The sequence below is a fragment of the Marinobacter guineae genome, assembly GCF_002744735.1.
GTDB lineage: Bacteria > Pseudomonadota > Gammaproteobacteria > Pseudomonadales > Oleiphilaceae > Marinobacter > Marinobacter guineae.
The window spans coordinates 22,105-48,907 of the sequence record NZ_KZ319340.1; the positions used below are offsets into that span (position 1 = coordinate 22,105).

Annotated in this window: 23 protein-coding genes, 1 tRNA gene and 1 pseudogene; 21 read left to right on the forward strand and 4 right to left on the reverse strand. The window is 57.9% G+C overall.

The genetic code is table 11. The annotated features are described in order from the left end of the window. Window positions 1-11: 11 nt before the first annotated feature. Window positions 12-380: a pentapeptide repeat-containing protein gene (locus CLH62_RS08140; protein WP_099617679.1), complete on the forward strand. Its 369-nt coding sequence runs from the start codon at window positions 12-14 to the stop codon at window positions 378-380. Beyond that, window positions 377-748, forward strand: coding sequence for a Rieske (2Fe-2S) protein (locus CLH62_RS08145; RefSeq protein ID WP_099617680.1), 372 nt, complete (start codon window positions 377-379; stop codon window positions 746-748). Before CLH62_RS08140 ends, CLH62_RS08145 begins: the two co-directional genes overlap by 4 nt. Here CLH62_RS08145 and sfsA read toward each other — a convergent pair. Further along, window positions 732-1,463: a DNA/RNA nuclease SfsA gene (sfsA, locus tag CLH62_RS08150; RefSeq protein WP_099617681.1), complete on the reverse strand. Its 732-nt coding sequence runs from the start codon at window positions 1,461-1,463 to the stop codon at window positions 732-734. The genes CLH62_RS08145 and sfsA overlap by 17 nt on opposite strands. Window positions 1,464-1,642: 179 nt before the next feature. On the opposite strand from sfsA, the gene dksA reads away from it, so the two are divergent. From dksA to pgi, 10 genes are all read left to right on the forward strand, one after another. Beyond that, window positions 1,643-2,083 carry an RNA polymerase-binding protein DksA gene (dksA, locus tag CLH62_RS08155; protein ID WP_099617682.1) on the forward strand — a complete coding sequence of 147 codons (441 nt, stop codon included), beginning with the start codon at window positions 1,643-1,645 and terminating at the stop codon, window positions 2,081-2,083. A gap of 62 nt (window positions 2,084-2,145) precedes the next feature. Further along, on the forward strand, window positions 2,146-3,006 hold the full coding sequence (gluQRS, locus tag CLH62_RS08160) for a tRNA glutamyl-Q(34) synthetase GluQRS (RefSeq protein WP_099617683.1): 861 nt from the start codon (window positions 2,146-2,148) through the stop codon (window positions 3,004-3,006). Window positions 3,007-3,067: 61 nt separating this feature from the next. Then, window positions 3,068-3,244 (forward strand): hypothetical protein, encoded by a 177-nt coding sequence (locus CLH62_RS21095; protein WP_027830838.1) that lies wholly within the window; start codon window positions 3,068-3,070, stop codon window positions 3,242-3,244. Continuing rightward, entirely contained in the window at window positions 3,234-6,197 is a 2,964-nt protein-coding gene (locus CLH62_RS08165; RefSeq protein ID WP_099617684.1) for a sensor histidine kinase, read from the forward strand. The genes CLH62_RS21095 and CLH62_RS08165 overlap by 11 nt, the downstream gene beginning before the upstream one ends. A gap of 7 nt (window positions 6,198-6,204) precedes the next feature. Next, the gene (locus CLH62_RS08170; RefSeq protein ID WP_099617685.1) at window positions 6,205-7,608 is read left to right on the forward strand and encodes a sigma-54-dependent transcriptional regulator; all 1,404 of its coding nucleotides are present in this window, start codon (window positions 6,205-6,207) and stop codon (window positions 7,606-7,608) included. Between the two features lie 671 nt (window positions 7,609-8,279). Next, a complete protein-coding gene (gene pcnB / locus CLH62_RS08180) occupies window positions 8,280-9,647 on the forward strand; it encodes a polynucleotide adenylyltransferase PcnB (RefSeq protein WP_099617686.1) in 1,368 nt (455 codons plus the stop codon). After that, window positions 9,644-10,141, forward strand: coding sequence for a 2-amino-4-hydroxy-6-hydroxymethyldihydropteridine diphosphokinase (gene folK, locus CLH62_RS08185; RefSeq protein ID WP_099617687.1), 498 nt, complete (start codon window positions 9,644-9,646; stop codon window positions 10,139-10,141). The genes pcnB and folK (CLH62_RS08185) overlap by 4 nt, the downstream gene beginning before the upstream one ends. Window positions 10,142-10,201: 60 nt before the next feature. Beyond that, window positions 10,202-10,996, forward strand: a complete 795-nt coding sequence (panB, locus tag CLH62_RS08190) for a 3-methyl-2-oxobutanoate hydroxymethyltransferase (RefSeq protein ID WP_099617688.1) — start codon at window positions 10,202-10,204, stop codon at window positions 10,994-10,996. Beyond that, window positions 10,993-11,841, forward strand: a complete 849-nt coding sequence (gene panC, locus CLH62_RS08195) for a pantoate--beta-alanine ligase (protein ID WP_099617689.1) — start codon at window positions 10,993-10,995, stop codon at window positions 11,839-11,841. The genes panB and panC overlap by 4 nt, the downstream gene beginning before the upstream one ends. Window positions 11,842-11,863: 22 nt before the next feature. Further along, complete coding sequence (pgi, locus tag CLH62_RS08200) at window positions 11,864-13,528, forward strand: glucose-6-phosphate isomerase (RefSeq protein WP_099617690.1); 1,665 nt, start codon at window positions 11,864-11,866, stop codon at window positions 13,526-13,528. Here the strand turns inward: pgi and folK (CLH62_RS08205) are convergent. Both folK (CLH62_RS08205) and CLH62_RS08210 read right to left on the reverse strand, forming a co-directional pair. Beyond that, complete coding sequence (gene folK / locus CLH62_RS08205; protein ID WP_099617691.1) at window positions 13,508-14,035, reverse strand: 2-amino-4-hydroxy-6-hydroxymethyldihydropteridine diphosphokinase; 528 nt, start codon at window positions 14,033-14,035, stop codon at window positions 13,508-13,510. The genes pgi and folK (CLH62_RS08205) overlap by 21 nt on opposite strands. Beyond that, window positions 14,035-14,391: a dihydroneopterin aldolase gene (locus tag CLH62_RS08210; RefSeq protein ID WP_099617692.1), complete on the reverse strand. Its 357-nt coding sequence runs from the start codon at window positions 14,389-14,391 to the stop codon at window positions 14,035-14,037. Before CLH62_RS08210 ends, folK (CLH62_RS08205) begins: the two co-directional genes overlap by 1 nt. Window positions 14,392-14,546: 155 nt before the next feature. Here CLH62_RS08210 and plsY point away from each other — a divergent pair, with 155 nt between their 5' ends. After that, complete coding sequence (plsY, locus tag CLH62_RS08215) at window positions 14,547-15,137, forward strand: glycerol-3-phosphate 1-O-acyltransferase PlsY (protein ID WP_099617693.1); 591 nt, start codon at window positions 14,547-14,549, stop codon at window positions 15,135-15,137. 15 nt (window positions 15,138-15,152) lie between these two features. On the opposite strand, the gene tsaD is transcribed toward plsY, so the two are convergent. Further along, entirely contained in the window at window positions 15,153-16,208 is a 1,056-nt protein-coding gene (gene tsaD / locus CLH62_RS08220) for a tRNA (adenosine(37)-N6)-threonylcarbamoyltransferase complex transferase subunit TsaD (protein ID WP_099617694.1), read from the reverse strand. A 252-nt stretch (window positions 16,209-16,460) separates the two neighbouring features. Between tsaD and rpsU the strand changes: the two genes are divergently transcribed. From rpsU to CLH62_RS08260, 8 genes and pseudogenes are all read left to right on the forward strand, one after another. Then, a complete protein-coding gene (rpsU, locus tag CLH62_RS08225) occupies window positions 16,461-16,676 on the forward strand; it encodes a 30S ribosomal protein S21 (protein WP_007153483.1) in 216 nt (71 codons plus the stop codon). Between the two features lie 149 nt (window positions 16,677-16,825). Then, window positions 16,826-18,556: a DNA primase gene (dnaG, locus tag CLH62_RS08230; protein WP_099617695.1), complete on the forward strand. Its 1,731-nt coding sequence runs from the start codon at window positions 16,826-16,828 to the stop codon at window positions 18,554-18,556. A gap of 134 nt (window positions 18,557-18,690) precedes the next feature. Beyond that, a complete protein-coding gene (gene rpoD, locus CLH62_RS08235) occupies window positions 18,691-20,538 on the forward strand; it encodes an RNA polymerase sigma factor RpoD (RefSeq protein ID WP_099617696.1) in 1,848 nt (615 codons plus the stop codon). Between the two features lie 96 nt (window positions 20,539-20,634). Then, window positions 20,635-20,711, forward strand: a tRNA-Ile gene (locus CLH62_RS08240). A 114-nt stretch (window positions 20,712-20,825) separates the two neighbouring features. Further along, window positions 20,826-21,065, forward strand: a pseudogene (locus CLH62_RS21640) (transposase); the annotation flags it as partial. Between the two features lie 197 nt (window positions 21,066-21,262). Then, window positions 21,263-21,841 (forward strand): PEP-CTERM sorting domain-containing protein, encoded by a 579-nt coding sequence (locus tag CLH62_RS08250; protein WP_099617697.1) that lies wholly within the window; start codon window positions 21,263-21,265, stop codon window positions 21,839-21,841. 294 nt (window positions 21,842-22,135) lie between these two features. Continuing rightward, the gene (aupA, locus tag CLH62_RS08255; RefSeq protein WP_099617698.1) at window positions 22,136-23,473 is read left to right on the forward strand and encodes an alkane uptake protein AupA; all 1,338 of its coding nucleotides are present in this window, start codon (window positions 22,136-22,138) and stop codon (window positions 23,471-23,473) included. Window positions 23,474-23,485: 12 nt separating this feature from the next. Continuing rightward, the gene (locus CLH62_RS08260) at window positions 23,486-26,713 is read left to right on the forward strand and encodes an Ig-like domain-containing domain (protein ID WP_099617699.1); all 3,228 of its coding nucleotides are present in this window, start codon (window positions 23,486-23,488) and stop codon (window positions 26,711-26,713) included. The last annotated feature ends 90 nt before the right edge of the window (window positions 26,714-26,803 follow it).

A 26,803-nucleotide genomic window follows, 5' to 3' on the forward strand; every position in this document is an offset into this window, starting at 1 on the left:
CGAGGCATACGATGGACGATAACCGCGAACACGAAGTACATCAGATCAGCCACCCCCTGTATGATCTCCTTCGCAGTGAGGACATGCAGGCTTTTAATGGCGAGAAGTCGAAGCTCACTGAGCTGCCCAGTTTTGCCCACGGTGATTTCCGGGGTCTGGACCTGCGCGGAATGGATGCCAAGGGATTGGATTTTCGCCATGCTTATTTTCGCGGCACGGACCTGCGGGGGATCGATTTTTCGAAATCCAGAATGGAAGGCGCAAGCATTGCCAGCGCCAAGATTTCCGGCTGTTATTTCCCGCACCGGCTGGAGGCCGATGAGATTGTCATGTCCCTGAACCATGGAACGCGTATGCGTTACGCCATACTGCCGAAATGACCAGCAGCCAGGATTCATGGCAACCGGTTTGTACGGTTTCCGATCTGACGCCGGGCAAATTTGTCGAGTTCCGGCTTCGGGAAAAAGCCCGGGAGCCGGAAGGAATGCCGCTAACGGGATTTCTGTTCCTGGATGGCACTACGCCCCGGGGCTACCTGAACATCTGTCCGCATCTGGGCGTTGAGCTGAACTGGATGCCGGGGCGATTCATGGATTCCGACAATCTGTTCATACAGTGCTCGACTCACGGCGCCCTGTTCAAGCCCGCAGACGGGGAGTGCATCGCCGGCCCCTGCCAGGGTGATGCACTTACCGAACTCGACCTGAGGCAACGGAAAGGCCAGATTGAAATCAGACTTCCAGAATAACCGGCACCGGTTCAGTGAGCGTCAGTAAACCGGTGGGGTTGCCATCACTCCCGCAAAGGTCGGCCCGATAGGCGATTACTTCCACGCCCGAATCGCGGGCCTCGCGCAGTAGCTCACCGTATTTACCGTCAATGTGGTCCGCAGGCCGAACCGTTTCGATGCCGGTGTGATTGACGACAAAAAACAGGACGGCACGATCGCCTTGCTTTACCTGCGCCATCAGCTCGCGAAGGTGTTTCTGGCCACGCTCGGTGACTGCATCCGGGAAAAAGCCCTGGTTTTTTTCCGCCAGAGTGACATTCTTCACTTCTACCCAGGCGTCTGGCCCTGCCCCATGACCGGAAAGCAGCAAATCGATCCGGCTTTTTTCCGCTCCATACTTTACCTCCGCCCGACACTCAGGATAACCGGACAACTCCACCACGGTTCCCGCCTGCACTGCCTCTCGGGCCTGAGCGTTAGGCCGGGCGGTGTTCACGCAGGCCAGCTCACCGGGTGATGTCTCCACCAGTTCCCAGGTATACTGAAGCTTACGCTTGGGGTTGTTACTACGGCTCAGCCAGACCCGGGCACTTTCAGGCTGGCAACCCAGCATGGAGCCGGTGTTCGGGCAATGGGCGGTAACCTCAGTGCCGTCAGGCAGCCGAACATCCGCCAGGAAGCGTTTGTAGCGACGGATTAGACGGCCTTCAACCAAAGGTTCTGGAAACTTCATGTGATCTCCGTACAAAAGTAGGCGTCACAAGGCTGGCACCCCCGTGACTAATCTGCTATTTTCCGCAAATTCCCGTTTCAGGACGAATGCTTCATCCAGGGTACAACCGCGCAGCCACGGGGGCTCACGCGGAGTGAAGCAAAGCGTTCTTGTGAAGTACAAACAAGAGGCCGGGTTCAATGGCAAATACTGCAGAACAACCACGCGAACGTTTTACCAACTTCACCCCCTACGAAATGAAGAAGGGTGAAGAGTACATGAGTGCTGAAATGCTTCAGCACTTCAAGAATCTGCTGCTGCAGTGGAAGCAGGAGCTGATGGAAGAAGTTGACCGCACCATGCACCACATGCAGGAAGATGCGGCAAATTACGCGGATCCCAGTGATCGCGCAACCCAGGAAGAGGAATTCAGCCTCGAACTGCGCACCCGTGACCGCGAGCGGAAACTGATCAAGAAAATTGACCAGACCATCGACCGCATCGACAAGGACGACTACGGCTTCTGCGATCAGTGTGGCGTCGAAATTGGCATCCGCCGCCTGGAGGCTCGCCCGACGGCCACCTTGTGCATCGACTGCAAAACCCTGGCTGAGATTCGCGAACGCCAGACCGGCATCTGAACCAGCCATTCGACAGCCGCCGGCTCTGCTTCGCTCATTACAGAGCCGGTTGACTGACTACCATGACCAATCCTCGGTACTGTGGCCGGTTCGCGCCTTCTCCGACCGGCCCACTGCATTTCGGCTCACTGGTAACCGCACTCGCCAGCTTCCTGGAGGCCCGTAGCCAGGGTGGCCAATGGCTTATCCGTATTGAAGATCTGGATCCTCTGAGGGAACCTCCGGAGGCGACCGGCCAGATTCTTGCCAGTCTCGACGCCCACGGTCTGTTTCCGGACGAACCGGTCCGGTTCCAGTCCCGGCGGCACGACGCCTACCACGCAGCTATCAACCAGCTGCTTGAACAGGGAGATGCCTACCGCTGCTCCTGCTCCCGGAAGGAACTGCAGGCCAACTGGGGCCGCCATCCCCGTCACTGTCGCAAAGACAATGCTGCTACTGGTGACCGACCTTTTGCCATCCGCTTTGCCCTGAAAGATGAAGACTGCCACTGGCAGGATCTGCTGCTGGGGCCACAACACCAAACCGTGCAGGCAGAGCTGGATGACCCGGTCATTCTCCGGAAGGAAGGGTTTTACGCCTATCAGCTTGCCGTGGTTGTCGATGACATCGACCAGGATATTACCGATGTGGTCCGCGGTTCAGACCTGCTGGACATGACCGCCCAGCAGCAACAGATCTACCGGGCACTGGGCTCCAGGCCACCGCATTGGCTACACATTCCGGTCATTGTCAACGACCAGGGCCAGAAACTCAGCAAGCAGACTCACGCGCCGGCTCTGGATGACAGCATCCCCGGGAAGAACCTGTTTGCGGCGCTGGTCGCCCTCCGTCAGGATCCACCGCAAACGCTGGTAAGCGCCCCGGTGGAAACGCTGCTGGACTGGGGCCAGGCGAACTGGCAACGGGGTGTCATCACCTGACATCCCGGTAAGGGACATGGTATAAAGCCCTTCTCACACCTCAGCGCGGATAGCATGCCTGATGTATATCTACCGTCTGGTTTTCCTGTTGGTACTGGCCATCTATATTTTTTCACCCAACATCCTCGACTGGTGGACTTCGCCGGGAAATGCCTGGTATAGCCCTTATATTATCTGGGCCGGGCTGATTGCCATCGGTTTCTGGCTGGAATGGCGGCGGGACCCCAATGAGTTTTAGTGCCTCGGGCCTGCTGTTTGCCAGCCTGTTCTATCTGATCCTGCTATTCGGTATTGCCTGGGTCACCGAGCGCGGAATGCTGCCGCGGCAATGGGTCCGCCATCCGCTCGTTTACGTCCTCAGCCTGGGCGTTTACGCGGGCATCTGGGCGGTTTACGGTGCCGTTGGCATGGCGGCGGAATCCGGCTACGGCTTCCTGGCCTACTATCTGGGCATCAGTGGGGCTTTCCTGCTGGCGCCCGTGCTCCTGAACCCGGTCATGCGGATCGGTCGCGCCTACCAGTTGACTTCCCTCGCAGACCTGTTTGCCTACCGCTACCGCAGCCAGTGGGCGGGCACCCTCGTCACCCTGTGCTCCGGCGGTGCCATCCTTGCCCTGCTGAGCATGCAGATTCAGGCCGTGGCCACCTCTGCCAGCATTCTGGCACCCGATACCTCGCCCAAGCTGATCAGTGTGATGTTCAGCTTGATTGTGGTGCTGTTCGCCATGCTGTTCGGAGCTCGCCGTGATCAGAACTCCGAGAACCATCAGGGCCTGGTACTGGCCATCGCTTTCGATTCCCTGATCAAACTGGTGGCGTTACTGGTGCTAGGGGGTGTCATTCTGTTCGGGGTATTCGATGGCATGGGCGGCCTGGACCACTGGCTCGACAACAGATCCTCTGCGGCTGCCACCATGACCCTGAGCATTGACGACGGCAGCTGGCGGGCACTGATGCTCATGTCGTTTGCGGGGGCACTGGTGCTTCCGCACATGTACCACATGACCTTCAGTGAAAACCCCTCCCCCAAGGCCCTGGCGAAGGCCAGCTGGGGCCTGCCGCTTTACCTGTTGCTGCTTGGCCTGCCGGTCCCCCTTATTCTGTGGGGCGGTCAGGAACTTGCGGTGACAACAGGGCCAGGATTCTTCGCCATTGGCGCCGCTCAGGCCCTGGGCAGCCCCGCGCTCACACTGCTGATGTACATTGCCGGCCTGTCAGCGGCCAGCGGCCTGATGATCGTCAGCACACTGGCACTGGCGGGCATGGCCCTGAACCACGTGGTGCTGCCGCTGAAAACCCCGAAAGACCAGGGTGACATCTATCGCTGGCTCCAGTGGATCAAACGACTGCTGATCGCCGTAATCATTTTCCTGGCCTTGCTGTTTCACGAGACCATCGGCAAAAATCTTGATCTGTCCATTCTCGGTGCTATTTCGCTGTCCGGTACCCTCCAATTGCTTCCCGGGGCCCTTGGCGTGATTTACTGGCCAGAAGGCAACCGACGAGGCCTGATCGCCGGCCTGCTTGTCGGGCTGGCAATCTGGGTAACCACCCTGGTCCTGCCCTTCTCTCATACCGCCAACTTGCTGGCCTGGCTGGACGCCCCGCTGATTCCGGATTACAGCAACTGGCATATCTTCACCTTCGTGAGCCTGACGGCCAATATCACCGTCTTCGCCCTCATCTCAGTACTGAGCACCAGCACCAGCGAGGAGGCGAGTGCGGCCCAGGCCTGCTCATTGGGCGCCCTCTCCCGGCCCCAGCGCCGTGAACTTCTGGCCACATCCTCCAGCGATTTCGTCCGGCAACTGGCGGAGCCCCTCGGTTATGGAGTGGCCCGACGGGAAGTGGAGCGGGCGCTCACCCAGCTGAAACTGCCGAACGTGGAGTACCGCCCCTACCAGCTCAGGCGCCTGCGAGACCAGGTTGAAATCAACCTTTCCGGCCTGCTCGGGCCTGCCGTTGCCCGGGACATGGTCAAGCGTCACTTGGGCTTCAAACCCATGGCCCAGGGCGGCACTGCCCAGGACATCCGGTATGTTGAGCGCGCCCTCGGCGATTACCAGAATCGGCTGACCGGGCTGGCCGGAGAACTCGACAACCTGCGCCGGCATTACCGGCAGACCTTGCAGAACCTGCCCATTCCAGCCTGTTCGGTGGGCGAAGATGGCGAAATCCTGATGTGGAATCACACCATGGAGGAGCTCACTGGTATTACGGCCGACGACGTAGTCGGTGCCCGGCTGATGGCATTGCCAGAACATTGGCACTTGCTGCTGGAGGATTTCAATAGGGGTGAAGACCTTCACCGCTACAAACACCGGCTGGACCTGCGCGGCAAGCCGCACTGGCTGAACCTGCACAAGGCCGCCCTGAGCGGGCCGGATCACACCGAAGGCGGCAGCATCATACTGGTCGAAGACCAGACTGAAACACGACTGCTTGAGGACGAACTGATGCACAGCGAACGCCTGGCCTCGGTGGGCCGGCTGGCAGCGGGCGTTGCCCATGAAATCGGCAATCCGGTCACCGGCATTTCCTCACTGGCCCAGAACCTGAAGCTGGAAACAGACAACCCGGATATTCTGGATACGGCTGAACAGATCCAGCAACAGACCCGGCGCATTTCAGCCATCCTTCAATCGCTCATGAACTTCGCCCGGACCGGCAATCACGCCCAGGCAAACCGGTACGAGCCTGTGACAATACATCGGTGTGTCGAGGAATCCATCAACCTGCTGTCACTCAGTGACAAGGGGTTGGGCATCCATTACATCAATGACTGCCCACCTTCGCTGCAGATCCTCGGGGATGAACAACGTCTGGTTCAGGTGTTCGTCAACCTGTTGGCCAACGCCCGCGACGCATCCCCTGAAGGTGGCACCATCCGGATCAGTGGAAAAGGTGACGGCTACTCCGCTATTATCGAGGTCACCGATGAGGGCTCCGGCATCCCCGGAGACCAGCTTGATCATATCTTTGAGCCGTTTTACACCACCAAGGCACCTAATAAAGGTACCGGCCTTGGCTTATCGCTGGTGTATAGCATTATTGAAGAACACTACGGCAACATTCAGGTTGAGAGCCCTGCAAATGCAGAAACCGGCAGGGGCACCTGCGTACGGCTGAGATTGCCAGCCTACGAATCCGAAATCGGCAACACCGCCATCAGCCAGAACCAAAGGTCTTGAGACTGTTATGCCTCGAATTCTGATCGTGGAAGACGAAGACATTATTCGCTCAGCAGTACGCAAGCTGCTGCAGCATGCCGGCTATGAAGTCGCCGATGCCTCATCCGTCGAAGAAGCCGAGCAGAACCACGAACCGGACCAGTTTGACCTGATCATCTCCGATCTTCGCCTGCCTGGTGCTGCCGGCACCGAGCTGATCAACCGGGCGCCGAACACCCCGGTGCTGATCATGACCAGTTACGCCAGCCTGCGCTCGGCCGTGGATTCCATGAAAATGGGCGCCGTTGAATACATCGCCAAACCGTTCGACCACGACGAAATGCTGGCTGCCGTAGAGAACATTCTGGCTCGAAAACCGTCTGCCCAGAACACCGTCGATGAAGCCACTGCCAGTGCGGAAATACCCGAAAGCAGCGACCCCGCCAACATCATGTTCGGCGATTGCGAACCCATGCAGCGGGTGTTTACCCTGATCCGCAAGGTTGCGCCCACAGAAACCACCGTGCTGATCCAGGGCGAATCCGGTACCGGTAAGGAATTGGCCGCCCGCGCCCTTCACCTGATGAGCCCGCGCGCCACCAAGCCGCTGATTTCAGTAAATTGTGCTGCGATTCCCGAAAGTCTGATTGAATCGGAACTGTTCGGCCACGAGAAGGGCGCCTTCACTGGTGCTGTTTCCGCGAGGACGGGCCTGATCGAAGCCGCCGATGGTGGCAGCCTGTTCCTGGATGAAATCGGTGAATTGCCCGCAGAAGCTCAGGCCCGCCTGCTACGGGTGCTCCAGGAGGGCGAAATCCGCAAGGTTGGCTCCACCCAGAGCAGAAAGGTGAACGTGCGGATGATCGCGGCTACCCACCGAAACCTTAAAGCCATGACACGCACTGGCGAATTCCGGGAAGACCTTTACTACCGGCTGAATGTCATGCAGGTCCGGATTCCTCCGTTACGGGAACGTCAGAGCGACATTCTGGGACTGGCTCGCCGCTTCCTGAAGCGTCAGGGGGAGAAAATGGGCAAACCCAACCTCAACCTAAGCCCTGAGGCTATGCGGGTTCTCGAACGCCACCGCTGGCCCGGTAACGTGCGGGAGCTGGAAAATGCCATTGAGCGGGCCACCATCCTTTGTGATGGCGATGTTATTACCCCGGCGCTACTGGACCTCGACAGTGAAGGTGGCGACGAGTACATCCCGGAATCTCTGGTAGAAGGCAATAATGAGCAGACCCGGACCCGGGAAGCAGACTCCGCTAACGATCTTTCCCTGGAAGACTACTTCCAGCACTTTGTTCTCGAGAATCAGGACCGCATGAGCGAGACCGAGTTGGCCCAGAAACTGGGCATCAGCCGGAAATCCCTGTGGGAACGTCGCCAGCGCCTTGGGATCCCGCGGAAAAAATCCTCAGGCAACTGAAACTGGCATAGTGTGAACGGAAGCTCAGTTGTTACCCTTTGTTCCTCTCGGTAACACTCTCTCCAAGAGTAACGTGATCTCAGTAACACTTACGTCGGATACGGGGTAACACTTATGGCCTAAAAAATCGTAAGACATTGTTAATACAGAAAATTAAAAACCTGGCACACGGACTGCAACCTATTTAGCGCACAACAACAAAAACAAGAGTGACAAAGCAGCGCCACAACAAAAACAAAAAGCTGCGGGAAAACGTTCGGTAACAAAAACAAAAACAGAACGTGAGCGAACTGAGTGTTTTGGGTACTTTGCTTTTTAGTGGTCCCACGGCACGTGCGAGTTGTAGATGTAGAGAAGAATTGCCTTAGAGGTGACGCTGCAGCTACTCCAAACCCGCCCGATGTCTCTGACCGCTCTGTGTATTCAAAGCTTTCCGTTTGCACTGTTGATATGCCCCAGACTTGGGGATAGACAGTGGGGTACAAAAACCAAGAAAAATCCCGGTAAAAACAAAAACAATGCAGATCGTCAACGCTTTGAGGGCGGATTCGTGTAAACGGATCCGCCTTTTGATTTTCTGGGCACCGGAACTGTAATCCACGGCAAACATGTGCAAATCCTGCTCAAACCGTTAAACTCTCGGTTTTTGCTCATCGCAACCACGGATTTCAATGCCAAAACGACTCGTCGATAAACTCCGTTCATTCATGTCCGGCAACGGAAAAAAGAAGGCCCGAACCTACCAGCGACGGGAAATTCCCCGGGACCAGCATAACGTCTCCCGCTCGGTAATCAGTGAGCCCGCCAAAAAGGTTCTCCATCGCCTGAACAAATCAGGCTATGAAGCATACCTTGTGGGCGGCGGCGTCAGAGACATCCTGCTGGGTGGAAAGCCCAAGGATTTCGACATCGCAACCAACGCCACGCCGGAAGAAGTCCACGATCTGTTTCGCAACTCCAGGCTGATCGGCCGCCGGTTCAGAATTGTTCATGTGGTGTTTGGCCGGGAAGTCATCGAGGTGACCACCTTCCGGGGCAACGCCACAGAAACCGATACCGACGCCGATGATGACGACCGCAGAACCAGCGAACATGGACTACTGCTCCGGGACAATGTCTACGGCAATCAGGAAGAAGATGCCCTGCGCCGGGACTTTACGGTAAATGCCCTGTACTACTGCATTCGCGACTTCTCCATCATTGATTTCGCCAACGGCATGGAAGATTTGCGTAATCGGCAACTTCGCCTGATTGGTGACCCGGAGACCCGCTACCGGGAAGATCCCGTGCGCATGCTCCGGGCCATCCGATTTGCCGCCAAACTCGGCTTTGATATTGAACCGGAAACCGAGGCCCCGATAAAAGATCTGGCCCCGTTACTGAGCCATATCCCTTCGGCCCGACTGTTCGATGAAGTGCTCAAGCTCTTTTCCGCTGGCCACGGCGAGGCCACCTACAACCTGTTAACCCGTTACAGCCTGCTTGAGCCACTGTTTCCGGAAACCGTCAGGGCCATCGAGGCCGGTGAACCGGATGAACTGATCCGCCAGGCGCTCAGGAACACCGACGCCCGTATTGCCCAGGGCAAATCGGTCACGCCCTACTTCCTGTTTGCCGCCATGCTCTGGCCGGCACTTCAGGCAGAATGGCATCGCAGACAAGACAATGGCGACCCGGTTCAACCCGCTCTGCACGGAGCCATCGGCAAGGTGATTGGCCGGCAGGTGCAGGCGACGTCGATTCCCAAACGCTTCTCGGGACCCATGAAAGAAATCTGGGAACTTCAGATGCGCTTGCCTCGCCGCCAGGGCAAGAGAGCCTTTGTCACCATGTCTCATCCACGGTTCCGGGCGGCCTATGATTTTCTGTTGGTCCGTGAGGATTCTGGCGAGATTGAACCGGGCCTGGGCCAATGGTGGACCGAGTTCCAGCAAGCGGATGAGCGACGCCAGGAGCGAATGCTGTCCGAACTGGCCAGCGACGCGCCCAAAAAGCGCAAGCGCCGCCGCAAACCGGCTCAGAAACCAACTCAGCAATGACGACCGATGCCTTCATCGGGTTGGGCAGCAATCTCGAAGAACCTGCCGCCCAGCTCGCCCGGGCCGTTTCGGAACTGGCTGCCCTCCCGGGTTCCACGCTGGTTGCTCAATCGGCCTTTTATGCGAGCCGGCCCGTGGGTCCGCAGGACCAGCCGGACTTCGTCAACGGCGCTGTGTGGCTGCAAACAGAGCTGGAACCCCATCAATTGCTGGATCAGCTACAGGCGATCGAGCAGGCCCACGGCCGGGAACGGCTCCGGCACTGGGGCCCCCGCACCCTGGACCTCGACCTACTGCTGTTTGGTGAGCGGATACTTGATGACAAACGGCTTACTGTGCCCCACCGGGAATTGCCAAACCGCGACTTTGTCCTCCAGCCCTTACTGGACCTGAAACCCGACCTGACATTGCCGGACGGAACGCCAGTTGCCGCTCTGCGCCACCAATGCCCGGACAACCGCTTGCGCAAGCTTCCACCCGCGGATTACCCTTAACACTTCAACGCCGGCACCCCGGCCCGGTCTAGGCCCATCCACCCAAAAGGCAAGGATTCTATGGCTGTTACCATCAATACCCTGCGCGAATTCAAGCAGAAGGGCGAAGCCTTCGCAGCCCTTACCTCCTACGATGCCACCTTCTCCCAAGTCGTCAGCGAAGCGGGCGTTCACGTTATTCTGATTGGCGATTCCCTTGGCATGGTGCTGCAGGGTCATGACAGCACTCTGCCTGTGACCATGGACCAGATGGTGTACCACGTCACCTGTGTCTCCAAGGGTAACCGAGGCTCCCTGATCATGGCGGACATGCCCTTCATGTCCTACGGGACCATCGAGGCAGCCCTGGAGAACGCCGCAGAACTGATGCGTGCCGGCGCCCACATGGTGAAGCTCGAAGGCACCGACTGGATGAAAGACACCATCTCCGCCCTGAGCGAACGCGGTGTCCCCGTGTGTGCGCATCTGGGCCTGACACCGCAGTTCGTCAACAAGTTTGGCGGCTACAAGGTGCAGGGCCGTGACGAAAAGGCAGCGGAGATGATGATCGAACATGCCTGCGAACTGGAGTCTGCCGGCGCCGACCTTATTCTGCTGGAGTGTGTTCCGGCGCCCCTGGCCGCACGAATCTCCCAGGCCGTCAGGGCTCCGGTAATTGGCATTGGTGCCGGCTCGGATACCGACGGCCAGGTTCTGGTACTGCACGACATGCTCGGCATCACCACCGGCCGCAAACCGAGGTTTGTGAAGAACTTCCTTGCCGAGACGAGTTCGGTACAAGAGGCAATTGAAGCCTATGTAAAGGCCGTAGGCGAGCGCACATTCCCCGCTGAGGAGCATACGTTCAAGGCATGAGAACCGTACATTCCCTGAAAGAACTGAGAACCATACTTCGCGGCTACCGGCGGAAGGGCAAAACCATCGGCCTGGTGCCGACCATGGGCAACCTGCACGATGGGCACGTCTCCCTGGTTCGCAAAGCCGCCGAGATGGCCGATGTCGTGGTTACCAGCATTTTTGTCAATCCAATGCAGTTTGGCGCTGGCGAAGACCTCGACAAATACCCGAGGACCCTGGCCGAAGATCAGGACAAGCTCACCTCGGCCGGCTGCACCCTGGTTTTCGCCCCCTCGGCAGACGAGGTTTACCCGGAAGGCCTGGCAAAACAGACCCAGATTGTTGTGCCGGATGTGAGTGACGGCCACTGCGGCGCCAGCCGGCCCGGTCACTTTGAAGGTGTTGCCACGGTGGTGACCATGCTGTTCAACATGGTTCAGCCGGACTTTGCGGTGTTTGGCGAAAAAGACTTCCAGCAACTGGCCGTCATCCGGAAAATGGTCCGCGATCTGATGATGCCCGTCGATGTCGTTGGGGCGCCCACCGTTCGGGAGGACGATGGCCTGGCGAAAAGCTCCCGCAATGGCTACCTCACACCTGATGACCGGAAAATCGCTCCTGTTGTGTACCAGACCCTGCAGGCCACGGCTGGCAAAATCGCCGATGGTCGTACAGACTTCCAGGCTCTGGAAAGCGAAGCTGAGCAGAGCCTGGGCGAGGCCGGTCTGCGTGTGGATTATTTCAACATCGTGAACAGTCAGACGCTCAAGCCAGCCACCCCGGATGATCAGGAAATTACACTCTTGGTGGCGGCTTTCCTTGGCACGACCCGTTTGATTGATAACCTGTCCGTAACCCGATAGGCCCACAGAAAAGGAGACTCTGATGCCCGCAAATCCGACAGTACTGACCTCGAAACCCGAATGGCAGACACTGAAGGAACACAGGGAACGTCTGGATGGCACTCCCATGACGGAGCTCTTCAGGCAGGATCCCGAGCGGGCAAAGCGCTACTATATCGAGGCGGCAGGACTGTCCCTGGATTTCTCCAAGAACCGGATCACCGACGAGGTGCTTGAGGCACTGCTGGCACTGGCAAGCAGCTGCAATCTGGAAGCCAGGCGCGAGGCACTGCTGCAGGGCGAGCGCGTGAACGTGACCGAGGACCGCCCTGCCCTGCATACGGCTCTTCGTAACCCGGGCACGGATACCATCATGGTGGATGGCCAGGACGTCGTTGCCGAGGTACAGCGCACCCTGGCACGCATGGAAACACTGGTAAACGGCGTACTGAGCGGCAGCCGCACCGGATACACCGGCAAACCCTTTACCGACGTGGTCAGCATCGGTATCGGTGGCTCCTATCTCGGGCCCAAGCTCGTGGGCGAAGCGCTCCAGCCCTATGGACAGTCTGGCGTACCGTGCCATTACGTTGCCAACATCGACGGCACCGAGATCTGTGAAACGCTCCGGCAGGTGAACCCGGAAACCACCCTGTTCCTGATCCAGTCGAAATCATTCCGGACCCAGGAGACCCTGGAAAACAGCAAGGTGGCGCGCCGGTGGTTTCTCGAACACTGTGGCGACGAGCAGGCAATCTCCAGGCACTTCATGTCGGTTACGGCCAATGTGCCGGCAGCACGGGATTTCGGAATCGATCCGGACAACGTCTTTCCCATGTGGGACTGGGTCGGAGGCCGTTACTCCCTCTGGTCCGCCATCGGCTTGCCCATCGCCTTGACCGTCGGTATGGCCAACTTCCGGGCACTGTTGGCCGGTGCCCATGCCATGGACCAGCATTTCCGGGAGGCGCCACTGCACCAGAACCTGCCAGTCGTCATGGCGATGCTCGGGGTCTGGTACAACAATTTCTGGGGCGCCGAAACCCACGCGATCCTGCCCTACGACCACTACCTGCGCAGCCTGCCGGATCATCTCCAGCAACTGGACATGGAAAGCAACGGTAAAAGCGTGACTCAGGACGGTAAGAATCTGGTCTGGCAGTCCGGGCCGGTCATCTGGGGCGGGGTTGGCGCCAACGGCCAGCACGCTTACCACCAGCTGATTCACCAGGGCACCCGCCTGATCCCGGCGGACTTCATCATTCCCCTGCAAACACACAATCCGGTGGCAACCCATCACGCCGACCTGTTTGCGAACTGCCTCAGCCAGTCCAGAGCCATGATGGCCGGCAAATCCCTCGAAGAAGCCAAAGCCGAACTGGCGGCGGAAGGTCGCTCCGAAGCAGAGATCGAACAGCTTGCCCCCCACAAGGTGATCCCGGGCAACAAACCGAGCAATACCCTGACGATGGAAAAGGTAACGCCGGAGACCGTCGGTGCACTCATCGCACTTTACGAACACCGGACGTTCGTACAGGGAGTCATCTGGGATCTGGATTCGTTTGATCAGTGGGGGGTGGAACTCGGCAAACAGCTGGGCAAGAGCATTCTGCCCCGCCTGCTCGGCCAGGAAGCCGGCGATCGGGCCAGCGACAGCTCCACCGACCACCTCATTGAGCTGTTTCTCTCAGCCAGTGGCCGCTCTTGATATCTGCCGCCCCTGCCAACTGAAATCCACCGGCCAGAGTTTCTGGCCAGTGCTGTAATCCTGCCACAGCTGGCCATAGGTTTTGCCACACACCGGGTGCATGGCCTCCGGCGCAATATCTGCCAGGGGTCTGAGGACGAAGGCATTCTTGAGTATTTCGCCCCTCGGCAGCTCGACACCGTCAATCCGCCCGACCACATCACCGTAGGTCAGAATATCCAGATCCAGGGTTCGCGCACTGAACTTCGGGACGTCCCTGCGTCGGCCATTGTCCGCTTCAAGTTGCTTGAAACGCCGCGACAGCTCGGCAACCGGCAGGTCAGTGTCGACACCCACCACCAGGTTGAGGAACGGTGAGCCATCAAACCCGACGGCTTCGCTATCGTACACCGGTGAGATGACCAGCTCACCAAACCATTCCTTCAGGGCATCCAGCGCGGCAATAACGTATCGTTCCCGGTCCACATTGGTACCAATACTGATGTAAACCCGGACGGAGCCTGCCATCAACGTGCGCCCCTTTCGATATGAACGCCCACCGCCTTGGCGCCCGGCACGGCACCCGGCTTACGGATTGTCAGCCTGAGCCAGGTTACCCCGAATTCTTGCTGCAGGATCCCGGCCAGAACCTCCGCCCCGCGCTCGAGCAGCTTCGGCCTGAGCGCTTTCAGACAGGTCTCGACCCGACCACTGACCGTTGCGTAATCCAGAGCGTCCGCAACGTCATCGGAGTGGCCAGGCACCCGATTATCCCAGGCCATCTCCAGGTCGATGACAAGGCTCTGGGTGACTTCCCGTTCCCAGTCGTAAACACCGACCACAGTTTCCACAACCAGGCCTTCGATAAATACGCTGTCTGCCAAGGGGACTCCCGGACTCTTTCACTCGTTCGTGATTGGATAACTGGTGATTGAATAACGCACAACCAGGGGATACTGTAATTGGGCTGGTCCGCGTTTTCAGGGCCGGCATTTTCGCACACAATGGCCTGATACGTCTTTGCTTCCGAGCCCACAGCATGATTCTCAGTGACCCGGTATTAACCGTTCTGCTCTGTGCCGCCGCCTATCTGGCCGGCTCAGTGCTGTTCGCCCCGCCGGTGTGCCGGCTTTGGAAGCTACCGGACCCCCGGGCCCAGGGCTCCGGTAATCCGGGCGCAACCAATGTGTACCGAACCGGCGGCTGGCCACCCGCCTTGATGACACTGGCACTCGACGCCGCCAAGGGCTGGCTTCCGGTCTGGCTGGCTCACGCTGCCGGCCTGTCGGTGATGGTGCAGGCTGTGGTGGCACTGTGCGCCGTGACCGGCCACATGATCCCGGTGTTCTACCGATTCAAGGGTGGCAAGGGCGTGGCAACCGCGCTGGGGGCTGGCCTTGCCCTGGCGCCGGTAACCACACTGCTGATGGCTGCCATCTGGATGCTGGTGATCTGGCGCTGGCGAATTTCCGCCCTCGCCTCGCTGGTGGCCATCATCAGCGGGCCGCTGATCAGTGCGCTTATCGAGCCGGAAACCCTGCCCCTGTTTGGCCTGCTGGCCATTCTGATTGTAGTCCGACACCGCAATAATCTGATCCGACTTGCACAGGGCCGGGAAGCCGGCCTCTAGCGGTTAGCCAGAAGTTCAGTCAACCAGCCCGGTACACCTCGGCTCATTGATCGGTGGCAGCGTGTTCATCGGCCATCTGGGCACCGCAACGATCCGCTCGCCATCCTGCTGGCCCGCTTTCATGCGCTGGGCGCCGGCATAGGCGATCATTGCGCCATTATCGGTACAGAACTCCGGGCGGGCATAGAAGACATTCGCTTTCAGTTTGGCCGTCATTTTTTCAAGGCCGGCCCGTAATCGCCGGTTGGCACTGACGCCGCCGGCAATGACCAGGCGCTTGCAGCCAGTCTGTTCCAGTGCCCGGCGACATTTGATGGTCAGGGTGTCCACGACAGCCGCTTCAAAAGCCAGAGCAATATCCGCCCGGGTCTGATCGTCCAGGCCGCCGGAATCCCGGGCTGCATTCACGGTATTGAGCGTAAAGGTTTTCAGGCCACTGAAACTGAAATCCAGCCCGGGCCGGTCGGTCATTGGTCGCGGGAACCGGTAGCGCCCTTCATTGCCTTTCTCCGCGAGCGCCGCCACCCGGGGGCCGCCAGGATAATCCAGCCCAAGCATCTTGGCGGTTTTATCAAAGGCCTCACCGGCGGCATCGTCCACCGACTCACCCAGCATCTCATATTCGCCTATGCCATCGACCCGCACCAACTGGGTGTGCCCGCCAGAAACCAGCAAGGCCACAAAAGGAAATGCGGGCGGATTGTCCTCCAGCATGGGCGCCAGCAGATGCCCCTCCATGTGATGCACGCCCAGCACGGGGATACCCAGGGCAAAGCCCAGCGCATGGGCCACGGAGCCGCCCACCATGAGCGCGCCGACCAGCCCCGGGCCCGCAGTGTAAGCAATTCCCTCAATGTCCGCGCGGCTTCGCCCCGCATCCGCCAAGACCTGGTCACACAGTGGCAGGAGCTTGCGGACGTGGTCCCGGGAAGCCAGCTCGGGCACCACACCGCCGTAATCCGCGTGCATGTCTATCTGGCTGAACAGTGCGTGGCCCAGCAGGCCCTGCTCTGTGTCATACAGTGCGACGCCGGTTTCATCACAGGAGGTCTCAATACCAAGAATCAGCATAGGGTCTGGCCACATTGGTTGGAAGAAATGGGTTGGCAGAATTGAAAGCGAGGCGCATTTTAGCAGAAAGCCGAAACCCACTGGCAGATTCATCGAACAAACATTGACCTTGCCATAAGCCAGGCGCTATCATTGCCGCCCTAAATTATGCACTGGTCGAGTTTTAGCCAATCTGACCAGGGATCGAGAACCGATCTGGCCATGCCAGGCGGACCAAATTGAAACCGAATCTATCAGGTAGGTGATTTTCGAATGCCAGCTGTTAAAGTGAAAGAGAATGAACCGTTTGACGTAGCACTGCGTCGCTTCAAGCGTTCCTGTGAAAAAGCAGGTGTACTTTCTGAAGTACGTCGTCGTGAGCACTACGAGAAGCCGACCGCTGTTCGTAAGCGCAAAGCAGCCGCTGCCGTTAAGCGTCATCTCAAGAAGCTTCAGCGGGAACAGCGCAAGTTCGAGCGTCTGTACTAAGTTTTTACCGACGCCGCTTGACTGCAAAGCACTGATTGCCTGTACAGCCGCAGGCTGCACAGAGCGACTCAAAAATGCCGCCGAGGCCTGGCTTCGGCGGCATTTTTGGCTATTGGCCAACTCCGATGACGGCCTGATGTGGAGCCTCCATGAGCGGACTGATCCCTCAACAGTTTGTTGAAAACCTGCTCGATCGCATAGATCTGGCAGAACTGATCGGTTCACGCATTACGCTCAAGAAAGCCGGCGCCAATTACAAGGCCTGCTGCCCGTTCCACGACGAGAAAACACCCTCGTTCAACGTCAGGCCAGACAAGGGCTTTTACCATTGCTTCGGGTGCGGAGCTCATGGCGACGCCATCAGCTTTGTCAGGGAATTTGAAGGCCTGGGCTTTACTGAGGCGGTAGAGGAACTGGCCAGACGGGTCGGATTGGAAGTGCCCTACGACCAGGCTGCGAAGCAGGAAATCCAGCAGGCCCGAACACTGACAGACGCCCTGGATTTTGCCAGTCGATTTTATCATTCGGCATTGCAGGGTCAGCAAGGCGCCTACGCTCGCGACTATCTGAAACAGCGCGGGCTCGATAGCACTGTCATCGAGCAATATCAGGTGGGGTACGCGCCATCAACTGGTACCGCCCTGTTCGACGTTGCCAGCAAAGACCTCCAGGGGCCGCTGATCGAGACCGGCACGGTCTCCGACAAATACGGTCGTCCCAGGGATCTGTTCCGAAACCGGGTTATGTTCCCGATTCGCAACGGCCGGGGCAAAACAGTCGCCTTCGGCGGGCGAACACTGGGCGACGACAAGGCGAAATACATCAACTCTCCGGAGTCGGATGTGTTTCACAAAAGCCGCGAGATCTACGGGCTGTTTGAAGCCAGGCAGGCGATCAGGCAGCTCGACAAACTGCTCGTGGTTGAAGGCTACATGGACGTTATCGCCCTCGCCCAGCACGGCATTCATTATGCCGTTGCAACCCTGGGCACGGCGACGAACCAGGACAGCCTGACCGCCCTGCTGAGGCAGGTCAGGCACATTGTGTTCTGCTTCGACGGTGACCAGGCCGGATTCAAGGCCGCTGACCGGGCCATGGAAAATGCGCTGGAACTGATGGCCGACGGCCTCCACCTGCAGTTTCTGATGCTGCCCCAGGGCGAGGACCCGGACACGCTGGTGCGAAAGGAAGGTCCTGAGGCTTTCCAGAAGCGCATTGACGGCGCGACGCCTATGTCCCGGTACCTGTTTGACCGGCAGAGCGAAGGCCTGGACCTGCAGCTGCCAGAACACCGGGGCGAACTGAGAGCCCGGGTTGAGCCAATGCTCAACAAAATGCCCAGAAGCACCCTTCGGGATGCCATGTGGCATGAAATGCTCCGCCTCTGCGGCGGTCGCAATCAGTGGCAAAACCGCCAGCAGTCACAACAAAAAGGCAGGTGGAACGGCGAGCGACGGGACCGGGTTACCGAAGAACGCATCGACGTAAAACTCAGCAAGGACAGCATTCTCTGTCTGGCCCTGCTGGAGGCACCGGACCTGGCCACCGAAGTGACAGAACTGGCTAGCAACTCCAGACAGTTCAACCAGGCCCGGAATTTCGCGGACTGGATTCTGGAGAAGGCCGTCCGGGACCGGAAAGCACTGGTTCGCGAACTGGCACTGGACAATGCAGCCCGCGAGCGGTTTTACCACCTGTTTGACGGGATTGAGCACATACCGGCGAGGGAAAGCACACTGGCCGCAGCGAGGGAGCTTCTGAGCCCGAACGAGGAAGCATCACGCCAGCTGCGACTGGCAACACTGTTACGCAACCTGTCCAACCTCACAACCGAGGAACGGCAGGAGCTGAGAGCCCTGAGTGGTGGAACCCGGGACTAACAGCACTTGAAACTTGACGCACTGATCACCATCTAACCATGAAGCCGCGGCTCCTTGGTGGCAGAGCAACCGAGCGACAGCTATAATGGCTGTTTCACTTTTTTCCTTCTGAAAAGCGAGTTCACAGGGTGTCTATGTCAGGCAATTCGCAAAAATCACGTTTGAAAGACCTCATTGCACGAGGCAAGGAACAAGGTTACCTGACTTACGCCGAGGTAAACGACCACCTCCCGGAAGACATCGCTGACCCGGATCAGGTCGAAGACATCATTCGCATGATCAACGACATGGGCATTCAGGTCTCTGAAGTTGCACCGGACGCAGACACGCTTCTTATGACCGATGGCGATTCCACGGCGGACGAAGCCGCCGCCGCCGAAGCCGCCGCCGCGCTCGCTGCCGTTGAATCCGATGCCGGCCGCACCACCGACCCGGTCCGCATGTACATGCGGGAAATGGGTACCGTGGAGTTGCTGACCCGTGAAGGCGAAATTGTCATCGCCAAGCGTATCGAGGAAGGTATCCGGGATGTCATGGCTGCCGTCGCGCACTTCCCCGGCATCACCGGCACCGTTAGCCAGGCCTACGACCGCATTATCGAGAACGAAGGCCGCATCAGCGACGTCGTCACCGGCTTTCTGGATCCGGACGATGCCGAGCCGTTCATGGGCGAGGACACCACTACCGACAGCTCGGACGATTCCGACTCATCGTCCGACAATGACGACGACTCCTCAAACGAGGAAGAAACCGAGAGTGGTCCGGACCCGGAAGAAACCCGCCTCCGGTTTGAACTGCTCAACGAGAAGCTGGATGCCGCGAACAAGGCACTGGCCAAGCACGGCCGTTCCGACAAGAAAACCCAGCAGGCCCTGAACGAGCTGGGCCAGGTGTTTGCTCCGTTCAAGCTGGCCAACAAGGCATTCGATGAACTGGTCAACGTGGTTCGCTCCACCAACGATCTGGTACGCGAGAACGAGCGGGCGATCATGCAGATCTGCGTGCGTGACTGCAAAATGCCGCGCAAGGACTTCATCAAGTCCTTCCCTGGCAACGAGGTCAACCTCGACTGGGCCGACAAGATTGCCAGAAGCAAAAAACCCTACGCAGCGCCGATTTCGGAGCGTATTGACGAGATTGTTCGCCTCCAGAAGCGGATCCAGAACGTGCAGAATGAAGTGGATCTGGACGTCGCCGACATCAAGGAAATCAACCGTCGCGTTTCAATTGGTGAAGCCAAGGCCCGTCGTGCCAAGAAGGAAATGGTCGAGGCCAACCTGCGGCTGGTTATTTCCATCGCCAAGAAGTACACCAATCGCGGCCTGCAGTTCCTCGATCTGATTCAGGAAGGCAACATCGGCCTGATGAAGGCCGTCGACAAGTTCGAGTACCGCCGTGGTTACAAATTCTCGACCTACGCCACCTGGTGGATTCGTCAGGCCATCACCCGCTCCATCGCGGACCAGGCCCGCACCATCCGTATTCCGGTGCACATGATTGAAACCATCAACAAGCTCAACCGCATCTCCCGCCAGATGCTTCAGGAGATGGGCCGGGAGCCCACGCCGGAAGAGCTTGGCGAGCGCATGGAAATGCCTGAGGACAAGATCCGCAAGGTCCTGAAGATTGCCAAAGAGCCAATCTCCATGGAAACCCCGATTGGCGACGACGAAGACAGCCATCTGGGCGACTTCATCGAGGATATCCAGGCCCTCTCCCCGGTGGATTCCGCCACCGCGGAAGGCCTGCGCGAAGCAACCCGCTCGGTACTGGCCGGCCTCACAGCGCGGGAGTCCAAGGTATTGCGGATGCGCTTCGGTATCGAGATGAACACAGACCATACCCTGGAAGAAGTCGGCAAACAGTTCGACGTCACCCGGGAGCGGATCCGTCAGATCGAAGCCAAGGCCCTGCGCAAACTGCGCCACCCGTCACGCTCCGATCACCTGCGCGGCTTTATTGACGACCAGGGCAACGGATAAGCACCACAACAGTAGCGGGCGCCACACCTCACCGGTATAATGGCGCCCGCTTTGTTTCCCCTTCGGAAACACCTTTCAAAACAGCGTTCGCTGAACGGGCCTATAGCTCAGTTGGTTAGAGCAGGGGACTCATAATCCCTTGGTCGCAGGTTCGAGTCCTGCTGGGCCCACCATATTTCAAGCAGTTACCGCCGGACGGCAATTACTGTAACCCTCCTAATTCTCAACGAACTGAAGAATGAGCTAAGCACTCGTTAATCTCATCAAATAACTTAAATCTTCCGACAATCCGAGCAGTGATCTACACCACCAATGCCATTGAGTCGCTCAACAGCGTCATCCGCAAAGCTACCAAGCGCCGGAAAATATTCCCCCTACGATGATTCGGCACTGAAAGTAGCCTTCCTGGCAATCCAGAAGCCTCAAAGACATAGGCCATGCCGTTCCGTGACTGGGAGTCATTGCTACCCTTCCATGAAGGTTTTGCCTCGCATAACTTTCACCGTCGTTTTTTTTTACACTTTTAAGTTTATATACACCTACAGCCAACCTCTGCAACTCCTCAAGCCTTGTTTCTCCGGGTCAAGTTTTCGTTTGGCATAAATAATGAATGTTCATTAGAAGACAAGACTAGGGCGTGAATTTGCAGTTGCTCTCAGCTTATCGGATGAAAGTTGGACCATCACAGTCAACGCAATAGCATGCAGAACGAAAGGAATTCGAAATGAGGAACATTAACCCGTTTTCCAACATAGCGGTAGCATCCGCAGCTCTTCTACTCTCTGTCAATGCCCACGCCTTATTGCTGCAGCCTCCGGGAAATGGCTCCAGCAATGAGACAAGCGCCTCTCAGGAAGAATCAGAACTCATTAGTGCATTAGGGTTAGGTGGCGTCGATCTGGACCTACTCTATAAAGCCGATTTTGATACTGGAGACGAGGAAGGTGCGTTCGAAACGTCATATTCAACATCCTGGATTCTGGATGGTGAAAACGAAGCCACCGGAGCGGATATTACTTGGGACGGAGTATTGGCGGCAATTACCTGCCCATCATGCTACGTTGCCGTAAAGGATGGAAACAACACACCGGGATTCTATTTCTTTGATATTTCGAATTTGTGGAATGGCACTGATCCCTTGGAATTCCGGAATTTCTGGCCGGATAACGGCGCCATTTCCCACATCTCGATCTATGGTAAAGAAATGACTGTGCAAGTGCCCGAGCCCGGCACGATGGGTCTGCTGGGGTTAGGCATACTTGGACTCATGACAGTTAGGCGTAAAATTCATAAAAGCACTTAGTTGTCGATAAATTTTACACTCCTGTAAGCTCCCCTGTTGGGGAGCTTTTTGTACACCCCTTCTTGATTGGTTCGTTCAAACTTCCAACCGAAAAGGGACAGCTGCAATGCAATACTCTCCCATGAAAACATAACTCTGCATCGCTAATTCGGATAACCTGATCCTGTCGACAGAGATTCCCGTCAAAAAAGCCAACGTCCCCAAAAAACAAGCCGAATACACTACCTCCTGAACAAAAATACCAGCCGTGCTCACGGCCCGAGTATAAAAACAACGAAGTAATGGAGTGTATCAATGGCTTTTTCCTCCCGTTCCTGGTCAAGGGCACTGTCTCTTGCTATCGCCGCCGCGTCTGTCGGTTTCTCAGCTTCAGTTAATGCCAGTATGGGCAACCTGGGCACCACCTATGGCGTCATGCCAGTGGATGTCGCTACGGCCCAGTCCCTGTCCATGTTCAATGACCAGGTGTCCGCCACCTATTACAACCCCGCTTACCTCACCAAGGATGAGCGTGGGGAGCTGACGGCAGGCATTCTGCACGCCGAACAGGAGTTGCGTTCTGCTAACCCGAATGCCCATGGCGACATCCTGGCCAACTCGCCGAGCCAGCACGTTCTGATTGGTATGAAAACCAATCTTGGTTCGCTGACTCGCTTCGAGCACCCGATCTATCTGGGGTTCATTGCCGGTGTCGAGAAATACGGTAAGGAAATGCTGGCCTTTGATTCGCAGACCACGGAGAACGGCCAGTTCCTCCAGTACGGTAAAGAGCCCCTGTTCCTGAACATCGGTGGCGCTACGCCACTCTGGCGAGGCATATCCGCGGGTGCGTCAGTGCGCGTTACCCTGGATGCCCAGGCAAACCTTGACGCGGTCTCTACCCTGGGAGGCGAAACCAGCCGCGAGAAGCTTGCAGTCAATGCCGAGCCCTCACTGAAAACCATTCTGGGCACCACCATTGATCTGGGCAGCACGCTTTGCCCTGACAGCGACTGCTTTCTGAACGGCTGGGAGACGGCCTTTACCTATCGCACCAAATCAGCGGCCTCCACATCGGTGGATTCCAACATCATTGTCACCCAGACCATTCCGGACCCCGGCCTGAGCCTGGCGGTCTCTACCATTGATTCCTTCCAGCCGGAAACCTTCGGCTTTGGCGCTCAATACAAGGGCGAGAACTGGCGGGTTGGTGGCAGCGTGGAGCAGCAGAACTGGTCGGAGCTGGAGAACGAGTTTTCCTCCGACACCATTAAGGATCAGCAATCCGCGCCACCTGGCAGCCGAATACAGTTCGACGACGTGCTGATTCCACGGATCGGTGCCGAGTACGCCCTCAACAAGAATTTCTCCGTACGCGGCGGTATTGCCTATGAGGAATCCCCCCTCAAATCCACCCGCAATCCGGAGATCAATTATCTCGACACCGACAAGATCGTCGTCGGCCTGGGCTTGAGTGCCACCTACGACCGCACCCGGCTGCTGGCCCACCCCGTGCGCCTGGATATTGGCTATCAATATCAGCAATTGCAGGAGCGGGATTTCACGCTGGTGGATTTTGACGGCAACGAAACGCCGGTTACGGCGGACGGCGACGTTCACGTTGTCAGCGGCTCCATCACCCTGAAGTTTTAAGGAGGGCACGCCATGAAGTACAACAAAACACTGGCATTGGTTCCCGCCCTGTTCTTGGCCGCCTGTGGCGGAAGCGAACAGACCATGAACGAGAAAGTCTCTCCCGGCTCGGTAGTTTATTCCTATCCGGCTGACGGGCAGCCGGATGTCAGCCCGAAGGCTGACATCGTTCTGCGCTTCAGCCATGCCTTGACCGATGAGGATGCGGATCTGCAAAACAAAATCCTGGTGGAATCACAGGGCCAGTCCGTGCCCTTCTCGATCACCCGTATAGACGGGGGCAAGAGCCTGAAACTGTCACCCGCCTCGGAACTGAAAAAACTCGGCGCCTACACGGTGAGCTTCAGTGAGCCACTGATTGCCGAAGGCGGTCGGGAGATCGACACACCCAACGCAGTAGGCGACATCGGTATCCAGTTTGAGACCCGGGGCAGTTTCTCCGGTCCGGCGAGCATAACCAACTCGGCCGAAGGTTTTGGTATTGCCTGGCAGGTGCCGGCAAACAACAGTCCCTTCGAGGCTATGAACTTTTCCACCTTCCGACTGGCCATGACCCATCCCGTCCACCCCGATTGGAAGGCCCTCGGCGGGTCGATCCAGCTTCTGGATGGAAACGGCGAATCAGTTCCCGCGATGGTTCTGGTGAAAGGCAACCGTATAACCGTGGACCCCTGTCTGGTCGAGGATCCCAGGGAATGTGGCAGCAAGGGTGACGTTCTGGACACCAGACAGACCTACACCCTGCAGCTTGATAATCTGGCCAGCCTGACCTCCCCGCAAGGCGACCGGTTCAGCCAGGAGATTACATTCACACCCCGCGAGACCGGTCCTACAGTGGTACTGCAGCAATCTGCCGTTGATTCGGGACTGGCCGCAGGCGCGTCGGAAGAAGACGCGACCCGATCGGTTCTGAATGGGCAGATCATCAACGGTGTCACCCTTAACTCTGTGCTGCAGGGTGAGGCAGGCCCCTCTCAGCAAAGCGGAGACCTGTTCGCAGAGCTGGCTTTTGCACCAGCTTTTGAAGCGGATGAAGCACTGCCGTTACGCATTGCTCGTGGCAGCGTCCTGAACAGCACCAGCCTGGATGTTCTCGTGGGCGGCGCGGTTCCCGTTCTGGACGCCGCCAACGGACAACTCCAGACCACCGGCAACATCAAGGTCACCATGTTGTCAGATGCCTCCGGCTATCTCAGCCCCAACCCCTATACCGATGACTTCAATGCTCCCAGGCACATTACCTTGTTCATGGATGTTTCCATGAACACCGAGAACGGACAGCCCAACGCGGCCCTTTCTCAGGACCTGATGGGGGTGGAGCTGCGCGGTATCGCCCTGGTGCAGGATGGCGTGCTGACCATCGACGCCATTGGCATGGTGGAGCCGAACCTTCTGGGCCAGGAGTACACCGACTCAACCATCGCGTTCCACCTGCAGGCGGCCACCGATGCCGATTCAGTGCTTGATGCCGAGATGCTCCGTGAGTTGGACAGCAAAGCGCCAAGCCTTGTGAGTTGGATGCCTGGCCCTGAAAACGCGATTCCGGACACGCGCCAGTCCATGCAACGGCCCGGGGACCCGGTCATTCTGTTCTTTGACGAGCCTCTGGCCCCCGACTCCATCAAGACAGGCGTTTCACTGTTCGCTGATGGTGTTCCTGTGAGTGCCCTTGAAACACGACTGGACGGCACAGCAGTCATTCTGAACCCGGAAGCTGGCCTACGCCATGGCGTTGACTACAAGCTGGTGATCGACGGGCTGACCGACCTCGCCGGCAACCCCGCCACCACAGCTCCCCTCCGGTTTTCTCTCGACGATATTGGTGGCCCCTCTGTAACCAGACGCCCTGCCCTTGCCCTGACAACCTACCCGGGATACCCCTGTGAGACAGATCACAGCTTGTTGGACCTCTCAGCCGGTGTGCTCGGGCAATGTTACTCCGATGGGGGTGTGGGCGATGTACTGCCGGTCAGCCAAATGCCATCAGATCGCCCCATTACCGTGGTCTTTTCAAAGTCCATGGAGCTGGATTCCATCATGGCCGGCGACACCTTCACCGTGGAAAAAGTAAGCCAGGCGCCAAATGGCTCCATCACGGTGCTGGAAAGCGAGGTTCCTGGCCGGCTCGAGAAGAGCCTCCAACGAATCCGCTTCTACCCGGATCAGCCCTGGGAGGCCGGCGCCCACTATCGCTACACCCTGAAGTCGTCTGAAGATGCCGGAACCTGCACCGCTGGCGCCTACACCTCGATTTGCGATTCCGATGGCCTGGCCCTCAAGACGGACCTGCTTGAAGGATTGAATGACGGTGGTAACAACAACGGGCCGGACCACATGGTGATTTACTTCACTGGTACCGAGCCACTGGAGAGCGCATTCACGCCTCTACGGAACCTGCCTGTTCGCGACACCAACGCCAACTTCCTGGTGGACTGCAACGCCAACACCGATCCGGACTGTCTCGAGCCTTTCGCCCATGAAGGTAGTGATGACGACGGATGGGAGGCTTCGGCAAACTCCACCAAGCTGAAGGTCCGAAACAACCTGGCATCTGCATCACCGCCCCTCATCGTAGCCAGTAATGCAGATGCCCGTGTGGGTTGCGAGACCGGCGACCGGTGCCCAAAAAACAAATTCATCTATCAGACCTACGCCCTTAATACGGAGGTGCTCGGTCCCGGCATTTACAAGCCAACAGGCGATGAAGGGATTCTCGTCAATCTGTACCCCACGCAACTTGCGACTACATCCATCAGCGTGTTCACAGAGCTTCGGGTGTTCGGTTTCATTCCGCTGCAGGAGGAATCCATAACCAATACCCAGGTCCTCCGTATGCGCTACGCCAAGGACGACCCGTCGTGTTCGGGCTCGGGCTGCAGACGCTCCAGCCTGATACCCGGGGTGATAACCGAAGGTGAAAATGGCCAGCCGGTTTTCAAGACCCGCGCCGAACTGATGCTCGATGCGCCCGACATGGAAATTCCACTGGGTGGTCGCCACGATCTGTACGGCCGTGAATTCGTGCTCGAACTCGAGGGGAACATCACGTTCTTCGACGACGGCCGGATGCAGATTGAGCAACGGAACTCGAACCTGGTCGACATCAATGTCCGGGCGCGGGCCCTGGGAGTGCCAGGCGGCGAAATTGTAACGATAGATCTGCCCCTTCAGATCCCCGAACAAGGCGTCTACCTCAACTTCATTTCCAACCCGGTGAAGGAGATCCCTGCAGAGGAATAGGCGTCACCTGGGTCGCCGAGACAGAGGGCCAGCCAGCAGGCTGGCCCTTTTTGCCTTGAAAACCCGGTTTGTTATTTCACCCTGATCCTC